The following is a 22,257-nucleotide window of genomic DNA, read 5'->3' on the forward strand; positions in this document are numbered from 1 at the left end:
ATGAATGCTGAAGACTCCTTGAAACTTGCTCGCCGGTTTATCGGGTTGCCCCTTGAAAAGCGCCAGATGTTCCTAGCGGCCTTGCAAAAGGAAGGCGTGGATTTCGCCCGTTTCCCGATCCCCCAAGGGGTTGAGGCGCAGGACCGCCAAGCGTTGTCCTACGCTCAGCAACGCATGTGGTTTCTCTGGCAACTGGACCCGCAAAGTGGCGCCTACAACTTGCCCGGCGCGGTACGCCTCACCGGCCGGTTGAACCTGACTGCGCTGGATCAGGCGTTTGCCAGCCTGGTCGCTCGTCATGAAACCCTGCGCACCGTATTCCAGCGCCAGCCCGATGACAGCCTGCAACAAGTGCCGACCACCGCGCCGCTGCGCATCGAGCACCTCGACCTGCGCGCCTTGCCGGCCGCCGAGCGTGAACTGGCGGTGTCGCAAGCAGCCGAGCAACAGTCGTTGCAGCCGTTCGACCTGGCCGTCGGTCCGCTGCTGCGAGTCAAGTTGCTGCAACTCGCCGAGCAGCAACACGTGTTGCTGCTGACCCTGCACCACATCGTGTCCGATGGTTGGTCGATGAACGTGCTGATCGACGAGTTCATCCGTTGCTACGACGCCCATGATGCCGGCGCGCAACCGCAACTGGCGGCATTGCCGATCCAGTACAGCGACTACGCGCTGTGGCAGCGCCGCTGGCTGGAAGCCGGGGAGCAGGCGCGGCAACTGCAATACTGGCAGGCGCAGTTGGGCGATGAGCATCCGGTGCTGGAGTTGCCGCTCGATCACCCGCGTCCGGCGATGCCGAGTTATCGCGGCACCCGCCATGAATTTGCCGTCGATGGGCAACTGGCCGAACAACTGCGCGCCACCGCGCAGAAGCACAACATCACTTTGTTCATGCTGCTGCTCGGCGCCTTCAACGCGCTGCTGCACCGCTACACCGGGCAGACCGACATCCGCGTCGGCGTGCCCATCGCCAACCGCAATCGCGGTGAAACCGAAGGCCTGATCGGCTTCTTCGTCAACACCCAGGTGCTGCGCACCCAACTGGACGGCCAGACCCGCGTCAGTGACTTGTTCAGCCGCATCAAGGAAACCGCGCTCGGCGCCCAGGCGCATCAGGATTTGCCGTTCGAGCGTCTCGTCGAAGCGCTGAAACTGGAACGCAGCCTCAGCCATACGCCGCTGTTCCAGGTGATGTACAACCACCAGCCGCAAGTCGCCGACATCAGCACGGTGACCACGGCCTCGGGCCTGGAATTGGGCATGATCGACTGGCAGGGCCGCACGACGCAGTTCGACCTGACGCTGGATACCTGGGAAAAGGCCGGCAAGCTGCACGCGGCGCTGACCTACGCCAACGACCTGTTCGACGCCGCAACCATCGCGCGCATGGCCCGGCACTGGACGCGCCTGTTGCAGGCGATGGTCGCCGATGCCACCCAGCGTGTCGGCGAATTGCCGCTGCTGGACGCGGCCGAGCAGCAGGCGCTGGTCCACGACTGGAACGCCACGGCGCAGGACTATCCGAGCGAGCAATGCTTGCATCGGTTGATCGAAGCTCAGGCAACGCGCAGCCCCGAAGCGACGGCGCTGGTGTTCGGCGAGCAAACGTTGAGCTATGCGCAACTGGACGCCAGGGCCAATCAACTGGCGCAGCTGTTGCGCGAGCACGGCGTCGGCGCGGATGTGCTGGTTGGGATTGCCGTTGAGCGCTCGATTGAAATGGTCGTCGGCCTGCTGGCGATTCTCAAGGCCGGTGGCGCCTACGTGCCGCTGGACCCGGAATATCCGCAGGAACGCCTGGCCTACATGATCGAAGACAGCGCGATTGCGCTGTTGCTGACCCAGACTTCGCTGCTGCAGCGCTTGCCGACGGCCGGCGTGACGGTCATCACCCTTGATCAGCCGGCCGATTGGCTGGATCGCTACAGCGCCGAGCGCCTGCCGGTGGCGCTGCACAGCCAGAATCTGGCTTATGTGATTTACACCTCCGGTTCCACCGGCAAACCCAAAGGGGCCGGCAACAGCCACGCGGCGCTGGTCAATCGTTTGTGCTGGATGCAGCAAGCCTATGGCCTGGATGACAGCGACGCGGTGTTGCAGAAAACCCCGTTCAGTTTCGACGTGTCGGTATGGGAATTTTTCTGGCCGCTGATGACCGGCGCCCGCCTGGTGGTGGCGGCGCCGGGTGAGCACCGCGAGCCGGCGCGCTTGATCGAAACCATCGAGCGCCACCGCATCAGCACGTTGCACTTTGTGCCGTCGATGCTCCAGGCATTCATCCATGAGCCGGGCGTGCAAGCCTGCACCAGCCTCAAGCGGATCGTCTGCAGCGGTGAAGCATTGCCGCTGGATGCGCAATTGCAAGTGTTCGCCAAATTGCCGAACGCCGGTTTGTATAACTTGTACGGCCCGACCGAAGCCGCCATCGACGTTACTCACTGGACCTGCGTCGATGAAGGCGCCGACAGCGTGCCGATCGGCCAGCCGATTGCCAACCTGCGCACCCACGTGCTGGATGCCCAGATGCTGCCGGTGCCGGCGGGTGTCGCCGGTGAGTTGTACCTCGGTGGCGCCGGTCTGGCGCGCAGTTACCATCGTCGTCCGGGGCTGACCGCCGAGCGTTTTGTGCCGTGCCCGTTCCATGACGGTGCGCGCCTGTACCGCACCGGCGACCGCGTGCGCCAACGCGCCGACGGGGTTATCGAATACCTCGGGCGTCTCGATCATCAAGTCAAACTGCGCGGTTTGCGCATCGAGTTGGGCGAGATTGAAACCCGACTGATGCAGCACCCGCTGGTGCGTGAAGCGGTGGTGCTGGTGCAGGGCGGCAAACATCTGGTCGGCTATCTGGTGCTCGACGCCGCTGAACCGGATGCACAATGGCCGCAAACGCTGAAAGCCTGGCTGCTCGGCAGTCTGCCGGAATACATGGTGCCGACGCACCTGATGCCGCTGGTCAAACTGCCGGTGACGGCCAACGGCAAACTTGATCGCAAGGCCTTGCCCGAGCCGGAAGCGGCGGTGCAGCAAGCCTTTATCGAACCGCAGGACGCGCTGCAAAAAGCCCTCGCGGCGATCTGGCAGGACGTGCTCGGTGTCGAGCGTATTGGCCTGGAGGACAACTTCTTCGAATTGGGCGGCGACTCGATCATTTCGATCCAGGTCGTCAGCCGTGCGCGTCAGGCCGGCATCCGCCTCAGCCCGCGCGACTTGTTCCAGTATCAAACCGTGCGCAGCCTGGCGCTGGTGGCGACGGTCGCGGAGCAGAGCACCATCGATCAAGGCCCGGCCAGCGGCAACGTGCTGCTGACGCCGGTGCAGGAATATTTCTTTGCGCAACCGATGAGCGAGCGTGGCCACTGGAACCAGTCGTTGTTGCTGGCACCGCGCGAACCGCTGCAAGCCGAGTGGCTGCAAACCGCGTTGACGCGTTTGTGCAATCACCACGACGCGCTGCGCCTGCGTTTCGTCGAAGGCGCGCAAGGCTGGCAGCAACACTATGCCGGCGAAGTGCGCGAGTGTGCACTTTGGCAGCGTCAGGCCGACAGCGAGGCCGCGCTGCTCGCGTTGTGCAACGAAGCTCAGCGCAGCCTCGATCTGACTGACGGTCCGCTGCTGCGAGCGATGTTGGTGACCCTGGCGGATGGCGCGCAACGGCTGTTGCTGGTGATCCATCACCTGGCCGTCGATGGCGTCTCGTGGCGGCTGTTGCTCGAAGATTTGCAGCAGGCTTACACGCAGCTGCAAAGTGGCGGCGCGATTGTTCTGCCGAGCAAGACCAGCGCCTATCAGGCCTGGGCCGAACGCTTGCAGCAGCACGCGCCAAAGCTCAACGAAGAAATGGTTTATTGGCAGCAGCAAACCAGCGAACAGCAACTGCCGCGTGATCGCGCCGACGGTCGTCTGGACAACCGCTTCGGGGAGAAAATCGAGTGGCGCCTGGACCGTGAACTGACCCGCCAACTGCTGCAAAGCGCACCGGCGGCGTACCGCACGCAAGTCAACGACTTGCTGCTGACGGCGCTGGCGCGGGTGCTCTGCCAATGGAGCGCTCAACCGGCGGCGCTGATTCAACTCGAAGGTCATGGTCGCGAAGATCTGTTTGATGAACTCGACCTGACCCGCACCGTGGGCTGGTTCACCAGCCTGTTCCCGGTGCGCCTGCAACCGGCGGCGACGCTGGCGGATTCGATCAAGACGGTCAAGGAACAACTGCGCGCCGTACCGGGCAAAGGCCTGGGTTACGGCGTGTTGCGCCACCTCGGCGAACCGGCGCAGCGCGAGCAACTCGCGGCACTGACGCCGCCACGGATCACCTTCAATTACCTCGGGCAGTTTGATCGTCAGTTCGACCAAACGTCACTGTTTGTGCCGTCCACCGAGGGCAGCGGCCAGGCTCAGGACCCAAGCGCGCCGCTGGCTAACTGGTTGACCCTGGAAGGCCAGGTCTATGGCGGCGAACTGGCAATGAGCTGGGGTTTCAGCCACGAGATGTTTGACCGGGCGACGGTGCAGCAACTGGCTGACAACTTCGGCACCGAGCTGCGCGAGCTGATCGAACACTGCAGCACGCTGCCGGCGCCACACGCGACGCCGTCGGACTTCCCGTTGGCGCGCATCAGCCAGGCGCAAATCGATGCGCTGCCGGTGCACGTCGGGCTGCTCGACGATCTTTACCCGCTGTCGCCGATGCAACAGGGCTTGCTGTTCCACACGCTGTACGAGCAAGCGGCGGGCGAGTACATCAACCAGTTGCGCGTCGATGTGCAAGGGTTGGATCCTGAGCGTTTCCGCGCAGCGTGGCAGTCCACCGTCGACGCTCAAGACATCCTGCGCAGCGGTTTTGTCTGGCAGGGCGAGCTCGAACAACCACTGCAGATCGTGCGTAAACAGGTGCAATTGCCCTTTACCACGCTGGACTGGTGCAGCCGTGACGATCAGGTCGCCGCCCTCGATAATCTGGCCGGTGCCGAACGCCAACAAGGTTTTGACCTGACCCAGGCGCCGTTGCTGCGCCTGGTGCTGGTGCAGACCGCTGCCGATCGCTGGCACCTGATTTACACCCATCACCACATTTTGATGGATGGCTGGAGCAACTCGCAGTTGCTTGGCGAAGTCTTGCAGCGCTATCGCGGGCGCGGTCCAGCGGCTGCGGCCGGGCGCTATCGCGATTACATCGGTTGGCTGCAACGTCAGGACGCGCAGTTGAGCGAGAACTTCTGGGCCGAGCAACTGGCGTCCCTGCAAGAGCCGACGCGGCTGGCGCGCGTGGTCAGCGACAAGCAAAGCCAAAGCGGTCATGGCGATCATTATCAGACGTTGCCGGCCAGCCAGACGCAAGCGCTCGAAGCGTTTGCCCGGCAGCAGAAAGTCACCCTCAACACGTTGGTGCAAGCCGCTTGGCTGCTGTTGTTGCAGCGTTACACCGGTCACCAGACGGTCGCGTTCGGCGCGACGGTGGCGGGGCGTCCGGCGGACTTGCCGGGCATCGAGCAGCAAGTCGGGCTGTTCATTAACACTTTGCCGGTGATCGGCACGCCACGTCCGGACCAGAGCGTGGCGGCCTGGCTGCAAACGGTGCAGGCGCAAAACCTCAGCCTGCGCGAGTTCGAACACACGCCATTGGCAGATATTCAGCGTTGGGCCGGGCAGGGCGGCGAGGCCTTGTTCGACAACATTCTGGTGTTCGAGAACTACCCGATTGCCCAGGCGCTGCAACAAGGCGCGGAGCACGGCGTGGTGTTCGGTGAAGTCACCAGCCTCGAGCAGACGCACTTCCCGTTGAGCGTCGCCGTGACCCTCGGCCAGACTCTGGCGCTGCATTACAGCTTCGACCGCGCGCATTTCTGCGCGGCGGTGATCGAACGCATCAGCGCGCAGTTGCTGCAATTGCTCGAACAATTTGCCGAATCGGCGCAACGCAACCTCGGCGAAATTGCCTTGGCGAGTGCGCAGGAATTGGCCGTGCAACTGGCCAACAATCACCCGCAGCCGTATCCGCTGGACCTCGCGGTACACCAGCGCATCAGCCAATGGGCGGCCGAGGCCCCGGAGCGCACTGCGGTGATTTTTGCCGGGGAGCATTTCAGCTATGGCGAGATCGACCGCCGCGCCAATCAACTGGCTCACGCACTGATCGCCCGTGGCGTCGGCGCCGAAACCCGGGTCGGCGTGGCGTTGCCGCGCAGCGAAGGGGTGATCGTTGCGCTGCTGGCGGTGCTCAAGGCCGGTGGCGCGTATGTGCCGCTGGACACCAGTTACCCGCGTGAACGCCTGGCGTATCTGATGCAGGACTCGGGGCTGGCGCTGTTGCTGAGCGATTCGCGCGTGTCGGCGCAACTGCCGCTGGACGGCGCGACCCCGGTGCTGGAACTCGACCGCCTCGACCTCAGTGGCCAACCCGATACCGCGCCAACCGTGGCGCTCGATCCGCACAACCTCGCTTACGTGATTTACACCTCCGGCTCGACCGGTAACCCGAAAGGCGTCAGCGTCGCCCACGGCCCATTGGCGATGCATTGCCAGGCGATTGGCGAGCGCTACGAAATGCGCGCCAGCGACTGTGAATTCCACTTCATGTCGTTTGCTTTCGACGGCGCCCACGAGCGCTGGCTGACCAGCCTGACTCACGGCGCCTCGCTGCTGATTCGCGATGACAACCTGTGGACCCCGGAACAGACTTACAACGCCATGCGCGAGCACGGCGTCACCGTGGTCGCATTCCCGCCGGTGTACCTGCAGCAACTGGCCGAGCACGCCGAGCGCGAAGGCAACCCGCCGAAAGTGCGAATCTATTGCTTCGGTGGCGACGCCGTGCCGGCCGCCAGTTTCGAGCGGGTCAAGCGCGCCCTCGACCCGGATTACATCATCAACGGTTACGGCCCGACCGAAACCGTAGTCACGCCGCTGATCTGGAAGGCCGGTCGCGCCGAACCGTGTGGCGCTGCTTACGCGCCAATCGGCAGCCGCATCGGCGACCGCAGCGCCTATGTGCTCGACGCCGACCTCAACCTGTTGCCGCAAGGCATGGCGGGCGAGTTGTACCTCGGCGGCACGGGCCTGGCCCGCGGTTACCTGAACCGTCCGGGGCTGACCGCAGAACGCTTTGTGGCCGACCCGTTTAGCAACGTCGGTGGCCAGCTGTACCGCACCGGCGACCTGGTGCGTCAGCGCGCCGATGGCACTTTCGATTATCTGGATCGCATCGATAGCCAAGTGAAAATCCGTGGATTCCGCATCGAACTCGGCGAGATCGAAGCGCGCCTGCAAGCGCTGGATGACGTGCGCGAAGCGGTGGTGGTTGCCCAGGAAGGCACCGCCGGCAGCGGCAAACGTCTGGTCGCCTATGTGGTCAGCGATGCGCAAAATATCGCGCGCACCGATTTTGCCGAGAGCCTGCGCGAGCAACTGAAAAGCGCCTTGCCGGCGCACATGGTGCCGGCCTATTTGCTGCTGCTCGAACGCCTGCCGCTGACCCCCAACGGCAAACTCGACCGCAAGAACTTGCCGAAACCCGACGTCAGTCAGTTGCAGCAAGCCTACGTCGCGCCACAAAGTGCGCTGGAGCAGCAACTGGCGACGATTTGGCAGGACGTGCTGAAACTCGATCAGGTCGGCTTGAGCGATAACTTCTTCGAGCTCGGCGGCGATTCGATCATCTCGATCCAAGTGGTCAGCCGCGCGCGTCAGGCCGGCATCCGTTTCACCCCCAAAGACTTGTTCCAGCACCAGACCATTCAGGCCTTGGCCAGCGTTGCGCGACGCGGCGAACAAGCGCTGCTGATCGATCAAGGCCCGGTGACCGGCGAACTGCCGCTGCTGCCGGTGCAGCAGGTGTTCTTCGGGCAAACCATCCCTGAGCGCCAGCACTGGAATCAGGCGGTCATGCTCAAACCGACGCAACACCTCGACGCTGCGGTGCTGGAACGTGCAGTGGGCGCGCTGGTAGCGCACCACGATGGTTTGCGTCTGAGTTTCGTCGAGCAGGCCGATGGCTGGCAGGCGCACTACCGCGCAGTCGAGCCACACGGCGACGCATTGGTCTGGGCGGTCGATGTCGCCGACGCGACCGGGCTGGAAGTCGTGGCCAATGAAGCGCAACGCAGCCTCAACCTGCAAGACGGGCCGCTGGTGCGTGCGGTGTTGGCGAACCTCGACGATGGCAGCCAGCGGTTGCTGCTGGCGATCCACCATTTGGTGGTCGACGGCGTGTCGTGGCGGATTCTGTTTGACGACCTGCAAAGCGCTTATCGGCAGCTGCTCGCTGATGAGCCGCTGCAATTGCCGGGCAAAACCAGTGCGGCAAAAGTCTGGGCCGAACACCTGCAAACCTATGCGCGCAGTGCGCCGTTGCAACAGGAATTGGCCTACTGGCAACAACAGTTGCAAGGCGCCGAGGTCGCGTTGCCGGCGGACAACGCCGAGGGCGGGCAGCAGAATCGCCACGCCTTGACCGGGCGCACGCGTTTGAACAAAGACCTGACCCGGCAACTGCTGCAAGACGCTCCGGCGGCGTATCGCACCCAGGTCAACGACCTGCTGCTGACTGCATTGGCCCGCGTCATGGTGCGCTGGACCGGTGCCGAGAGCACGTTGATCCAGCTCGAAGGGCATGGCCGCGAAGAGCTGTTCGACGGCGTGGACCTGACCCGCACTGTCGGTTGGTTCACCAGCGTCTACCCGGCGAAACTGACGCCGCTGGCCGACCTCGGCGGTTCGCTGAAGCAGATCAAGGAACAACTGCGCGCGATCCCCAACAAGGGCATCGGCTTTGGTGCGCTGGCGCATCTGGGTGACGCCGCCGCGCGCCAGGCCTTGGGACAACTGCCGGTGCCGCGCCTGACCTTCAACTACCTCGGTCAGTTCGACGGCAGCTTCACCGAGAGCGACGGCGCGTTGTTCGTGCCGTCCAGCGAAGCGGCCGGTGATGAACTGCACGCCGAGGCGCCACTGCCCAACCATCTGGCACTCAACGGTCAGGTATATGGCGGTGAATTGAATCTGGGCTGGACCTTCAGTCGCGAGATGTTCAACGAGGCAACCATTCAACAGTTGGCCGACGATTACGCGCGGGAACTGCAAGCGCTGATCAGCCATTGCTGCGAGGCCGGGCAACACGGCGTGACGCCATCCGACTTCCCGTTGGCACGCTTGAGCCAGGCGCAACTGGACCACTTGCCGCTGGCGCCGCAGTTGATCGAAGACGTCTATCCACTGTCGCCGATGCAGCAAGGCATGCTGTTCCACGCGGTGTACGAAGAAGCCACCGGCGACTACATCAATCAAATGCGTCTGGACGTCGAAGGGCTCGACCCCGAGCGCTTCCATCAGGCCTGGCAAGCGGCGGTGGATGCCCACGATATCCTGCGCACGCGCTTCGTCTGGCAGGGTGAACTGGACGCGCCGGTGCAGGTGGTCAGCAAACACGCGCAGATGCCGTACAGCTTGCATGACCTGCGCGCCGAGCCGCAGCAGCAACAGGCGTTGCAAACCCTCGCGGACATCGAGCGCCAGCGTCTCGATTTGCACGCGTCGACCTTGCTGCGCCTGGTGCTGGTGCGCATCGACGACAACCGTCATCACCTGATCTACACCAACCATCACATCCTCATGGACGGCTGGAGCAACTCGCAATTGCTCGGCGAAGTGCTGCAGCGTTACAGCGGTCAGTTCCAGGCTACGCATGGCGGACGCTATCGCGATTACATTGACTGGCTGCAACGTCAGGACGCCGCCGCCAGCGAAGCTTTCTGGCTGCCGGCGCTGCGCAGCCTCGAGCAACCGACGCGTCTGGCGCAAGCCATGGCCCGCCCGGCGGACGCCGACGAGCAAGGTTATGCCGATCACTTCCAGGTGCTGGATGCCGAGCAAACCTTGCGATTGAGCGAGTTCGCCCGCGCCTCGAAAGTCACGGTCAACACGCTGGTGCAAGCCGCATGGCTGCTGTTGCTGCAACGCTACACCGGCAAAGACACCGTGGCGTTCGGCGCGACTGTCGCCGGGCGGCCGGCTGACTTGCCGGGTGTCGAGCAACAGATCGGCCTGTTCATCAACACCTTGCCGGTGATCGCCACGCCGCGTGCGCAGCAGTCGCTCGGCAGTTGGTTGCAAGCGGTGCAGGCGCAGAACCTGGCGCTGCGCGAGTTCGAACACACGGCGTTGTTCGACATCCAGCGCTGGGCCGGGCAGGGCGGTGAAGCCTTGTTCGACAGCATCATGGTGTTCGAGAACTACCCGATTTCCCAGGCGCTGGAACAGGGCGCCCCGGACGGGTTGCGCTTTGGCGCGGTGGCCAACCATGAGCAGACTAATTACCCGTTGACCGTGCTGGTGAGTCTGGACCGTCAATTGACGGTGCACATGAGCTATCAGCGCGGCAGTTTTGCCGCGGCGACCATCGAGCAACTGGCGGCGCATCTGCAGCATCTGCTGAGCCAGATGACCGCCGCCGAGCGTTGCCTGGATGAACTGCAATTGCTCGACGCAAACGAGCAGCAGCAAGTGCTGCTGGCGTGGAATCCGCCGGGCCAGGGGTTCGCCCAGGACCTGTGCGTGCACCAGTTGATCGAGCAGCAAGTGGCGGCGCAACCGCACGCATTGGCGGTGACCTTCGCCGCGCAACAATTGACCTACGCCGAACTCGACGCGCGGGCCAACCGCCTGGCGCACAAGTTGATCGAGCTGGGGGTCGGCCCGGAAGTGCGGGTCGGCGTCGCCATGCAGCGTTCCGCCAGTTTGTTGGTCGCACTGCTCGCGGTGCTCAAGGCCGGTGGCGCCTACGTGCCGCTGGACCCGCAATACCCGGCGGAGCGAGTTGCCTACATGCTCGAAGACAGCGCCGCGCGGGTGCTGCTCAGCGAGCAGGCCGTCGCCGCGACGCTGACCGTTGGCGCTAACATGCAACTGCTGTTGGTCGATCAGCTCGACCCGCAACTGGCGGCGTATCCGCACACCGCACCGGTTACCGGCGTCACTGCGGACAACCTGGCGTACGTGATCTACACCTCCGGTTCCACCGGCAAACCGAAAGGCGTGGCGATCGCCCATCGCAACGTGCTGGCGCTGATCGACTGGTCGCAAACGGTCTACAGCCGCGACGACATCCAAGGCGTGCTGGCCTCGACCTCGGTGTGCTTCGACCTGTCGGTGTGGGAGCTGTTCGTCACGTTGGCCAACGGCGGCTCGCTGATCATCGCCCACAATGCGCTGGAACTGCCGCAATTGCCGGCGCGCGATCAGGTGCGCCTGATCAACACCGTGCCTTCGGCGATCAATGCGCTGCACAGTGCCGGGCAGATTCCCGAAAGCGTGCGCATCATCAACCTCGCCGGCGAACCGCTCAAGCAATCGCTGGTGGATGCGCTCTACGAGCAGGCGAGCATCGAGCAGGTTTTCGACCTGTACGGCCCGTCTGAAGACACCACCTATTCGACCTGGACCCGGCGCGAGGCGGGCGGCAGCGCGAATATCGGCCGAGCGCTGCAACACACCGCCAGTTACCTGCTCGATGGCGACCTGCAACCGGTGCCGGTGGGCGTTAGCGCCGAGCTGTACCTGGCGGGCGCCGGCATCACGCGCGGCTATCTGGCACGGCCGGGCATGAGCGCCGAGAGGTTTGTGCCGAACCCGTTCGCCAGCAACGGCGAGCGTCTGTATCGCACTGGCGACCTGTGCCGTTATCGGGCCGACGGCGTGCTCGAATATCGCGGGCGCATCGACCACCAAGTGAAGATTCGCGGTTTCCGCATCGAGCTGAGTGAAATCGAAGCGCGCCTGCTGCAACACGACGCGGTCAGCGAAGTCGCGGTCCTCGCGTTGCAAGCACAGGGCGCTCAGCAACTGGTGGCCTACGTGGTCGCCACGCAACTGGCGCTGGACGATGCCGAGGCGCAACGCGGTTTGCGCGAGGCACTCAAGGCGCGCCTCAAGCAAAGCCTGCCCGAGTACATGGTGCCGGCCCACGTGCTGTTTATCGCGCAACTGCCGTTGACGCCCAACGGCAAACTCGACCGCAAGGCGCTGCCAGCGCCGGATGCCAGCCAGTTGCAAGGCGGTTATGTCGCGCCGGTCAGCGAACTTGAGCAGCAGGTCGCGGCGATCTGGCAGCAAGTGCTGGACCTGGAGCGCGTCGGTTTGCATGACCACTTCTTCGAGCTCGGTGGCCACTCGCTGCTGGCGGTCAATGTGGTGTCGCGGCTGCAACTCGAACTGGGGCTGAAACTGACCCCGCAACTGCTGTTCCAGAACCCTGTACTGACAGATTTCGTCAGCCGTCTGGCCACCGCCGGTGAGCAGATCGATACGTTGAAACTGAGCAAGCTGGACGCCCTGCTTGACGAAATGGAGGAAGTTTGATGGATACCAATGTCGCTTTGAAGATCGCTCGGCGCTTCATTACTTTGCCGCTCGACAAGCGCAGGGTGTATCTGCAAAAGATGCTCGAAGAAGGCGTTTCGCCGGCCAACCTGCCGATCCCCGAAACGCAGTCGCAGTTCGATCCGGTGCCGCTGTCCTTTGCTCAGGAGCGCCAGTGGTTTCTCTGGCAGATGGACCCCGACAGCGCCGCCTACAACATTCCCAGCGCCATGCAGTTGCACGGCGAGCTTGACGTCACGGCGCTGGAGCGCGGCTTCAATGCGCTGATCGAGCGCCATCAGAGCTTGCGCACCACGTTCCAGCAACAGGACGAGCGCGCGTTGCAGGTGATTCATCCGCACATGCCGCTGGCGATCAGCATGCACGAGCTCGACCGCAGCAGCACCGCGCTGGCGCAAGCGGCGCAGGTCGATGCGTTTGTCGCCGCGCAGGGCGCGCAACCCTTCGATTTGATCAACGGGCCGCTGCTGCGCGTGAGCCTGCTGCGCCTCGGCGCGCAGGATCATGTGTTGACGTTGACCCAGCACCATATCGCTTCGGATGGCTGGTCGATGCGGGTGATGATCGAGGAGCTGCTGCACCTCTATGGCGCTTACCGTCAGGGCCAGACTCCGGCACTGCCGGCGCTGTCGATCCAGTACGCCGACTATGGCATCTGGCAGCGGCACTGGATGGAGGCCGGCGAGCGCGAACGTCAGTTGGGTTACTGGCAAACTCAGTTGGGCAACGATCATACGGTGCTCGAGTTGCCCGCCGATCATCCGCGCCCGGCCGTGCAAAGCCTGCGCGGTGCGCGGGTCGAACTGGCCTTGCCAGCGTCGCTGGCCGACCAGTTGCGCGCCGTGGCCAAAGCTCAGGACGTGACGCTGTTCATGCTGTTGCTGGCGTCGTTCCAGACTCTGTTGCACCGTTACAGCGGTCAGGCCGACATTCGCGTCGGCGTGCCGACCGCCAACCGCAACCGCGTTGAAACCGAGCGGTTGGTCGGCTTCTTCGTCAACACTCAGGTGTTGCGTACCGAGTTCGACGCACAAGCGAGTTTCAGCACGCTGCTGTCGCAGGTAAAAACCACCGCGATGGCCGCTCAGGCGCACCAGGACTTGCCGTTCGAGCAATTGGTCGAAGCGTTGCAACCGCAACGCAGCCTCAGTTACAGCCCGCTGTTTCAGGTCATGTACAACCACCAGAGCAGCGGCACCACGCGCAATGCTCCGGCCGCCGATCCGGCGGCGCTGAGCATTCGCCACTTGCATCAACCGTCGCGCACCGCGCAGTTCGACCTTACCCTGGAAACCTTCGACGGTGCCGAAGGCCTGGGCGCGCAGTTGACCTACGCCACCGACCTGTTCGATCACGGCACCATCGAGCGGCTGGCGCGGCACTGGCAAAACCTGCTGGTGAGCATCGTCGCCGACCCGCAACAACGCATCGGCGAACTGGCCTTGCTCGACGCCAGCGAGCAACAGCACGTGCTGGTCGACTGGAACCGCAGTGCCGCCGACTACCCGACCGACCGTTGCATTCACCAGTTGATCGAAGCTCAGGCGCTGCGTACGCCAGACGCCACTGCGCTGGTGTTTGACGGGCAGGCGCTGGATTATGCGCAGCTCAACCGTCGGGCGAATCAGTTGGCCCATCGTCTGATAGAGCTCGGTGTCGGCCCTGATCGACTGGTCGGCATCGCGATTGATCGCAGCCTCGACATGCTGGTCGGGCTGCTGGCGATTCTCAAGGCCGGTGGCGCTTATGTGCCGCTGGACCCGCAATATCCGCAAGAGCGCCTCGCGCACATGATCGAGGACAGCGGCCTGCAATTGCTGCTGACGCAGACGCATCTGCTCGAGCAATTGCCGATTCCGCACGAGGTGCAGACGCTGTTGCTTGATCCGCTGGGCGAGTACGCGCGCGGCTACAGCGAGACAAATCCGCACGTCGCGATCGATGGCGAAAACCTCGCCTACGCGATTTACACCTCCGGCTCCACCGGCAAACCCAAAGGCGTGATGGTGCGCCATCAGGCGCTGGTCAATTTTGTCGTCAGCATGGTTCGCGAACCGGGGCTGGTGGCCGCCGACCGCATGCTCTCGCTGACCACGTTCTCGTTTGATATTTTCGGTCTGGAAATCTACGGCCCGTTGCTCTGTGGTGCGCGGGTGGTGCTGGTCGACAAGCAGACGGCCCAGGACCCGCAAGCGCTGTTGAGCATGATCGAACAGCAGCAGGTCACGGTGGTGCAGGCGACGCCGTCGACCTGGCGCATGTTGCTCGACCACGAGCAGGCGTCGATTCTGCGCGGCTGCAAATTCTTCTGCGGCGGTGAAGCGCTGGCCGATGATCTGGCGCAGCGCATGCTTGGCCTCGCGGGGCAGGTGTGGAACCTCTATGGCCCAACCGAAACCACCATTTGGTCAGCGGCCTGGCAATTGACCGAGCAACAGCGCCAGCCGTACCTCGGCAAGCCGATTGCCAACACCACGCTGTACATCCTTGGCGATGAACTGGCGGCGAACCCGGCCGGTTGCATCGGCGAACTGCTGATCGGCGGCGACGGCCTCGCCCGTGGTTATCACGCGCGTGCGGCGATGACCGCCGAGCGTTTTCTGCCGGACCCGTTCGGCAACGGCACGCGCCTGTACCGCACCGGCGACCTCGCGCGCCATCGCCACGACGGCGTGCTCGAATACATGGGCCGCATCGACCATCAAGTGAAGATTCGCGGCTTCCGGATCGAGCTCGGCGAAATCGAAGCACGTCTGCTCGAACACTCCAGCGTGCGCGAAGTGGCGGTGCTGGCTCAGGAAGCCTTGGGCAGCCAGCAACTGGTGGCCTACGTGGTCGCCCCGCAACTGAACTTTGCTGACGCAGACGCGCAACAGCGCCTGCGCGATGAACTGCGGGCCGCGCTGAGCGCGTGCCTGCCGGAATTCATGGTGCCGGCGCACTGGCTGTTTCTCGAGCGCCTGCCGCTGACGCCGAACGGCAAGCTCAATCGCAAGGCCTTGCCGGCCGTCGATGCCAGCCAGTTGCAGACGCATTACGTGGCCCCGCAAAGTGCGCGCGAGCAGCACGTCGCGGCCATCTGGCAAGACGTGCTCAAGCTTGAGCGCGTCGGTTTGACCGACAACTTCTTCGAACTCGGCGGCCATTCGCTGCTGGTCACCCAAGTGGTGTCGCGCGTGCGGCGCTTGCTGGATATTCAGGTGCCGCTGCGCAGCCTGTTCGAACACAGCGTGTTGGAGGATTTCGTCCGCGCGCTGGACGCCGGGCAGAGCCAGCAGCCACCGGTCATCAACCGGGTTTCGCGCGAGCAACCGCTGGCACTGTCGTTTGCCCAGGAGCGGCAATGGTTCCTGTGGAAACTCGATCCGCACAGCGCCGCCTACAACATTCCGACCGCCCTGCGCCTGCGCGGCGCACTCGACAAAACCGCGCTGCAGCGCAGCTTCGAGGCTTTGGTCGAGCGCCACGAAAGCCTGCGCACGACGTTCATCGAGAACGACGGCAAAACCACGCAAGTGATCCAGGCGCAAGGGCGTATCAGCTTCACCGAGCAACGCCTGGCGGGCGCCGACGAAGCGCGTATCAAAGCCTTTGTCGAGAACGAAACCCAGCGTCCGTTCGATCTGCTCGACGGCGCTTTAGTGCGTTGTGTGCTGCTGGACGTCGGCGGTCAGGTTGGCGAGCAAAGAGCGGCGCAGGATCATGTGTTGGTGCTGACGATGCACCACATCGTGTCTGACGCCTGGTCGTTGCAAGTCATGGTCGAAGATTTGCTCGCGCTGTATTCGGCGATCAGTCAGCAGCAAGCGGCCACTCTGCCGGCATTGCCAGTGCAGTACGCCGACTACGCCGTGTGGCAGCGTGAGTGGATGGCTGCCGGCGAGCGCGACCGTCAATTGAGTTACTGGACCGCGCAACTGGGCAGCGAACAACCGCTGCTGGAATTGCCCACCGATCATCCGCGTCCGGCGCAGCAGAGCTTCCGTGGTGCGCGCCTGCCAGTGGCAATCGACGCCGCGCTGAGCGCCGAACTGAAAGCCTTGGCCCGTCGCGAAAACGTCACGCTGTTCATGCTGCTGCTGGGCTCGTTCCAGATGCTTTTGCATCGCTACAGCGGCCAGGCCGACATCCGCGTCGGCGTGCCGATTGCCAACCGCAATCGCCTGGAAACCGAGCGCCTGATCGGCTTCTTCGTCAACACCCAAGTGCTGCGTGCCGAATTCGACGAAACGCTGAGCGCCGCGCAATTGCTGCAACGGGTCAAGCAAACGGCGATGGCGGCGCAGATGAATCAGGACCTGCCGTTCGAGCAATTGGTCGATGCCTTGCAAGTGCAGCGCAACCTCAGCCACAGCCCATTGTTCCAGGCCATGTTCAACCACCGCAGTGAAGCCGAATCGACACTGGCGGCGGCATTGCCCGGCCTCGAACTGGAACACCTCAGTTGGGCACACCGCAACGCGCAGTTCGACCTGAGCCTCGATACCAGCGACAACCCGCAGGGCTTGCACGCCGCGCTGACCTTCGCCACGGATTTGTTCGCGCCGGCGAGCATCGAGCGCCTGGGCCGGCACTGGGTGAACCTGTTGCGCGAGCTGGTGGCAGACGTCAATCGCCCGGTGGCGCAACTGGCGCTGCTGGATCAGCACGAACGCCAACACATCATCCAGGACTGGAACGCCACGGCGGCCGACTACCCGTTGCAGCGCCCGGTCCACAAGCTGATCGAGGAGCAGGTCGGGAAAACCCCGGACGCCTGCGCGCTGGTGTTCGCCGAGCAGCGCTTGAGCTACGCCGAACTCAACGCGCGGGCCAACCAGTTAGCGCATGTGTTGATCGAGCAGGGCGTCGGCCCCGACGTTTTGGTGGGCATCGCGGTCGAGCGCTCGGTGGAAATGGTCATCGGCCTGCTGGCGATTCTCAAGGCCGGTGGTGCCTACGTGCCGCTGGACCCGGAATACCCGTCGGAACGCCTCGCTTACATGTTTGAAGACAGCGGCATCGAGCTGCTGTTGACGCAAAACCGTTTGCTCGGGCAGTTGCCGATTCCGCCGGGCATTCGCAGCCTGGTGCTGGATCAGCACGACGACTGGCTGGACGCGCGCAGTGACGCTAACCCACAGCCGTCGCTGCACGGCGAAAACCTCGCCTACGTGATTTACACCTCTGGCTCCACCGGCAAACCGAAAGGCGCGGCCAACCGCCATTCGGCGCTGGTCAACCGGCTGTGCTGGATGCAGCAGGCGTATCAGCTCGATGGCGCGGACAAGGTTCTGCAAAAGACCCCGTTCAGTTTCGACGTGTCGGTCTGGGAATTTTTCTGGCCACTGCTGACCGGCGCGACCCTGGTGGTCGCGGCGCCCGGTGCGCATCGCGATCCGGCGCAACTGATCGAACTGATCAGCGCGCAACAGATCACCACGCTGCATTTCGTGCCGTCGATGTTGCAGGTGTTCGTCCAGGACCCGGCAGTTACCGCGTGCACCAGCCTGACCCGCATCGTTTGCAGTGGCGAAGCGCTGCAAGTCGACGCCCAGCAACAGGTGTTCGCCAAGTTGCCGAACGCCGGGCTCTACAACCTTTACGGGCCGACCGAAGCGGCGATCGACGTGACCCACTGGACGTGTGTGGATGAAGGGCATGACGTGGTGCCGATCGGCCAGCCGATTGCCAACGTCGGCACCTACATTCTCGACGCCGAGCTGGCGCCGCTGCCGGTAGGGGTGACCGGTGAGCTGTACCTCGGCGGCGAAGGCCTGGCCCGTGGCTACCATCGTCGCGCGTCGTTGACCGCCGAGCGTTTTGTCACCAGTCCGTTCGGCAGCGGCCAGCGCCTGTACCGCACCGGCGACCTGGCCCGCTATCGCGCCGACGGCGTCATCGAATACGCCGGGCGCATCGACCATCAGGTGAAAATCCGTGGTTTACGCATTGAACTGGGCGAGATTGAAGCGCGGCTGGCCGAGCACGACGAAGTCCGCGAAACCGTGGTCATCGCCCAGGACGGCACGCTGCTGGTGGCTTACGTGGTGCCGCAACGCGCGGCCCTGCTGAGCGCCGACGACGCAACTCGTCACGCCGTGCAGCAGCAATTGAAAGCGCACTTGAGCCAGAGCCTGCCGGAATACATGGTGCCGCAGCACTGGTTGTGGCTGGAAAAAATGCCGGTCAGCCCCAACGGCAAACTCGAGCGCAAGGCCTTGCCGAAGGCAGACACCAGCGTCAGCAGCCACGCTTACCGCGCCCCGAGCAACGCCACCGAGCACACCTTGGTGGAGATCTGGCAAAGCGTGCTCGGGCGCACGCCGGTGGGGATCAGCGACAACTTCTTCGAGTTGGGCGGTGATTCGATCATCTCGATTCAAGTGGTCAGCCGCGCGCGTCAGGCCGGGATTCATTTCAGCCCCAAAGACCTGTTCCTGCACCAGACCGTGCAAAGCCTCGCTGCGGTGGCCACGCTCGGCGAAGATGCGTTGAGCATCGATCAAGGCCCGGTGACCGGCGACACGCCGCTGTTGCCATTCCAGCAATTGTTCTTCGAACGCGACCTCGCCGAGGCGCATCACTGGAACCAGTCGGTGTTGCTCAAAGCCGCCGCGCCATTGCACGCCGGGCATCTGCAGCAGGCCTTGCTGGCGCTGGTCACGCATCATGACGCGTTGCGCCTGACGTTCACGCGGCAGGGCGCTGCCTGGGTCGCCAACCATCGTTCGCTGGCCGAACAACAGCGTCAGCCGTCGTTGTTGTGGCAGGCCGACGTGGCGGATGACGCCGCACTGCAAGGGCTCGCCGAGCAAGCGCAGCGCAGCCTCGACCTGTCCCAAGGCCCGCTGTTGCGCGCGGTGCTGGCGAACCTCGCCGATGGCCGCCAGCGCTTGTTGCTGGTGATCCATCACTTGGTGGTGGACGGCGTTTCGTGGCGCATTCTGCTCGAAGACCTGCAACTGGCTTACGAGCAATTGCACGCCGGCCAAGCGCTGAAATTACCGGCCAAGACCAGCGCCACCCAGGCGTGGGCGCGGCGCTTGCAGGCGCATGCCGACAGCGCGCCGATGCAGGCTCAGTTGGCCTTCTGGACCACGCAATTGCAGGGTGCGCGACAAGATCTGCCGTGCGACCGCCCGCACGGCGAACTGCACAATCGACATGCGCAACAGGTGCAAACCCGACTCGACAAGGATCAGACGCGCAAGCTGCTGCAAGAAGCGCCGGCGGCCTACCGCACGCAGATCAATGACCTGCTGCTGACCGCGCTGGCGCGGGTGATCGGCGACTGGACCGGCGATAGCTCGACGCTGATTCAACTCGAGGGCCATGGCCGCGAGGCGTTGTTCGACGAGATTGATCTGAGCCGCAGTGTCGGCTGGTTCACCAGCCTGTTCCCGGTGCGCCTGACGGCTGCAACCGAGCCAGGTGCATCGATCAAAGCGATCAAGGAACAACTGCGCGCGATCCCCGACAAAGGCCTCGGTTTCGGCGCGTTGCGCTACCTCGGCAACGACGCCAGCCGCCAGGCTCTGAAAGAGCTGCCGGTGCCGCGCATCACCTTCAACTACCTCGGCCAGTTTGACGCCGCGTTCGGCGAAGAGTCCGCCGCGTTGTTCACCCCGGCCAGCGAAGCCTGCGGCACTCAGCAGAGCCCGCTGGCCCCGCTGGATAACTGGTTGACCCTGAACGGCCGGGTGTTTGCCGGTGAATTGAACATCGGCTGGACGTTCAGCGAGCAGATGTTCGACGAGGCGACCATCGAGCGCTTGGCCCAGGCCTACGCCCGCGAACTCGAGCGTTTGATCGAGCACTGCTGCCAATCCGCGCATCAGGGCCTGACCCCGTCCGACTTCCCGTTGGCCGACCTGAGCCAAGTGCAACTCGACGGTCTGGCGTTGAATCCGAGCCAGGTCGAAGACCTTTATCCGCTGTCACCGATGCAGCAGGGCATGTTGTTCCACACCCTCTACGAACAACAGGGTGGCGACTACATCAATCAACTGTGCGTGGACGTCGATGGGCTGCAGGTCGAGCGCTTCCAGCAAGCCTGGCAAGCGGCAATGGATGCCCATGATGTGCTGCGCAGCAGTTTCCGCTGGGACGGTGAATTGCAGCGTCCGCTGCAAGTGATCCACAAAACCTTGCGCGTGCCGTTCAGCGTGCTCGACTGGCGCTCGCGCAGCGATCTGCCACAAGCGCTGAGCGCGTTGGCGAACGCCCAGCGCGACCAGGGTTTTGATCTGCAGGCCGCGCCGTTGCTGCGTCTGGTGCTGGTGCAGGTCAGCGCCGAGCGCTATCACCTGATCTACACCAGCCATCACATCCTGATGGACGGCTGGAGCAATTCGCAGTTGCTCGGCGATGTGCTGCAACGCTACAACGGCAGCGCCCCGACACTTGGCGGCGGACGTTATCGCGACTACATCGAGTGGCTGTCGCGCCAGGATGCGCAGCTCAGCGAAGCGTTCTGGAAGGGCCAACTGGCCCACTTCGACGAGCCGACGTTCCTCGCCAAGTCCCTGCTGTGCAGCGCCAAGGATCAGCTCGGCCAAGGCGAGCATTTCCTCAACCTCGACGCCGCGCGCACCGCCCGTCTCAATCAGTTTTCCAGAGCGCAAAAAGTCACCGCCAACACCTTGGTGCAAGCCGCCTGGCTGCTGTTGTTGCAGCGCTGCACCGGGCAGGACACGGTGAGTTTCGGTGCCACGGTGTCCGGGCGTCCGGCGCAACTGAATGGCGTCGAGCAGCAGATCGGTCTGTTCATCAACACCTTGCCGGTGATCGCCAGCCCGCGTGCCGAGCAGCCGTTGCACCAGTGGTTGCAGCAAGTGCAGGCGCAGAACCTGTTGCTGCGCGAGCAGGAACATACGCCGCTGTTCGACATTCAGCGCTGGGCCGGGCAGGGCGGGGAAGCGCTGTTCGACAATATTCTGGTGTTCGAAAACTACCCGATTGCCGAAGCCTTGCAGCAGGGCGCAGCGCATGACCTGCGCTTCGGCGAAGTGACGAATGTCGAACAGACCAACTACCCACTGACGCTGTCGGTGATGCTCGGCGAGCAACTGTCGCTGCAGTTCAGTTACAACCGTCAGCAGTTCGATGGCGCGGTGATCGCGCAATTGGCGGCGTGCCTTGACCAATTGTTGCTGCAAATGGTCGAGGCCGGCGCCGAGCGTTGCCTCGGTGAATTGACCCTGGTGCCGGTGGCGCTGCGCGACGTGCTGGCGCAACCGGATGACGAGCATTGTGTGCAGCAGTTGTTCGAACAACAGGTGCAAAAGACCCCGGATGCGCTGGCGCTGATCTACAACGAGCAGCGTTTGAGCTACGCCGAACTCAACGGTCGGGCCAACCAATTGGCGCGGTTGCTGGTGCAGCACGGCGTCGGCCCGGATGTGCTGGTCGGGATCGCCGTCGAGCGTTCGCCGCAAATGATCGTCAGCCTGTTGGCGGTGCTCAAGGCGGGTGGCGCGTACGTGCCGCTGGACCCGGAATACCCGGCCGAGCGCCTCGGGGCAATGATCGAGGACAGCGGGCTGCGTGTGTTGCTGACCCAAAGCCATTTGCAAGCCGCGCTGCCGACCACGCCAAACGTCACGCTGCTCAGCCTCGATCATCTGACGTTGCCGCAGCAGGACGACAATCTGCCGGTGCGTTGCCGTGCGCAGAACCTGGCCTACGTGATGTTCACTTCCGGCTCAACCGGCCGCCCGAAAGGCGTGGCGATCAATCACTCGGCGCTGTCCCGGCATACCCAAGTGACCGTGGGTTTCCATGGTTTGAGCGCTGCGGATCGCGGTTTGCAGTTTGCCACGTTCAACTTCGATGCCTTCGTCGAACAGCTTTACCCGCCGCTGATCTGCGGCGCCTCGGTGGTGCTGCGCGGTCCGGAGA

General features: G+C 63.8%; 2 protein-coding genes (1 of these 2 only partly in view). Both read left to right on the plus strand.

Annotated elements, in window-relative coordinates; all coding sequences use genetic code 11:
* Positions 1–12,354, plus strand: a complete 12,354-nt coding sequence (locus BLU01_RS22830) for a non-ribosomal peptide synthetase (RefSeq protein ID WP_092279731.1) — start codon at positions 1–3, stop codon at positions 12,352–12,354.
* On the plus strand, positions 12,354–22,257 hold the 5' portion of the coding sequence (locus tag BLU01_RS22835; RefSeq protein ID WP_092279733.1) for a non-ribosomal peptide synthetase. It continues 3,674 nt past the right edge of the window; the window shows 9,904 of its 13,578 coding nt (coding positions 1–9,904); it begins with the start codon at positions 12,354–12,356; the stop codon falls past the right edge of the window. Before BLU01_RS22830 ends, BLU01_RS22835 begins: the two co-directional genes overlap by 1 nt.

The organism is Pseudomonas prosekii, from assembly GCF_900105155.1.
Lineage (GTDB): Bacteria > Pseudomonadota > Gammaproteobacteria > Pseudomonadales > Pseudomonadaceae > Aquipseudomonas > Aquipseudomonas prosekii.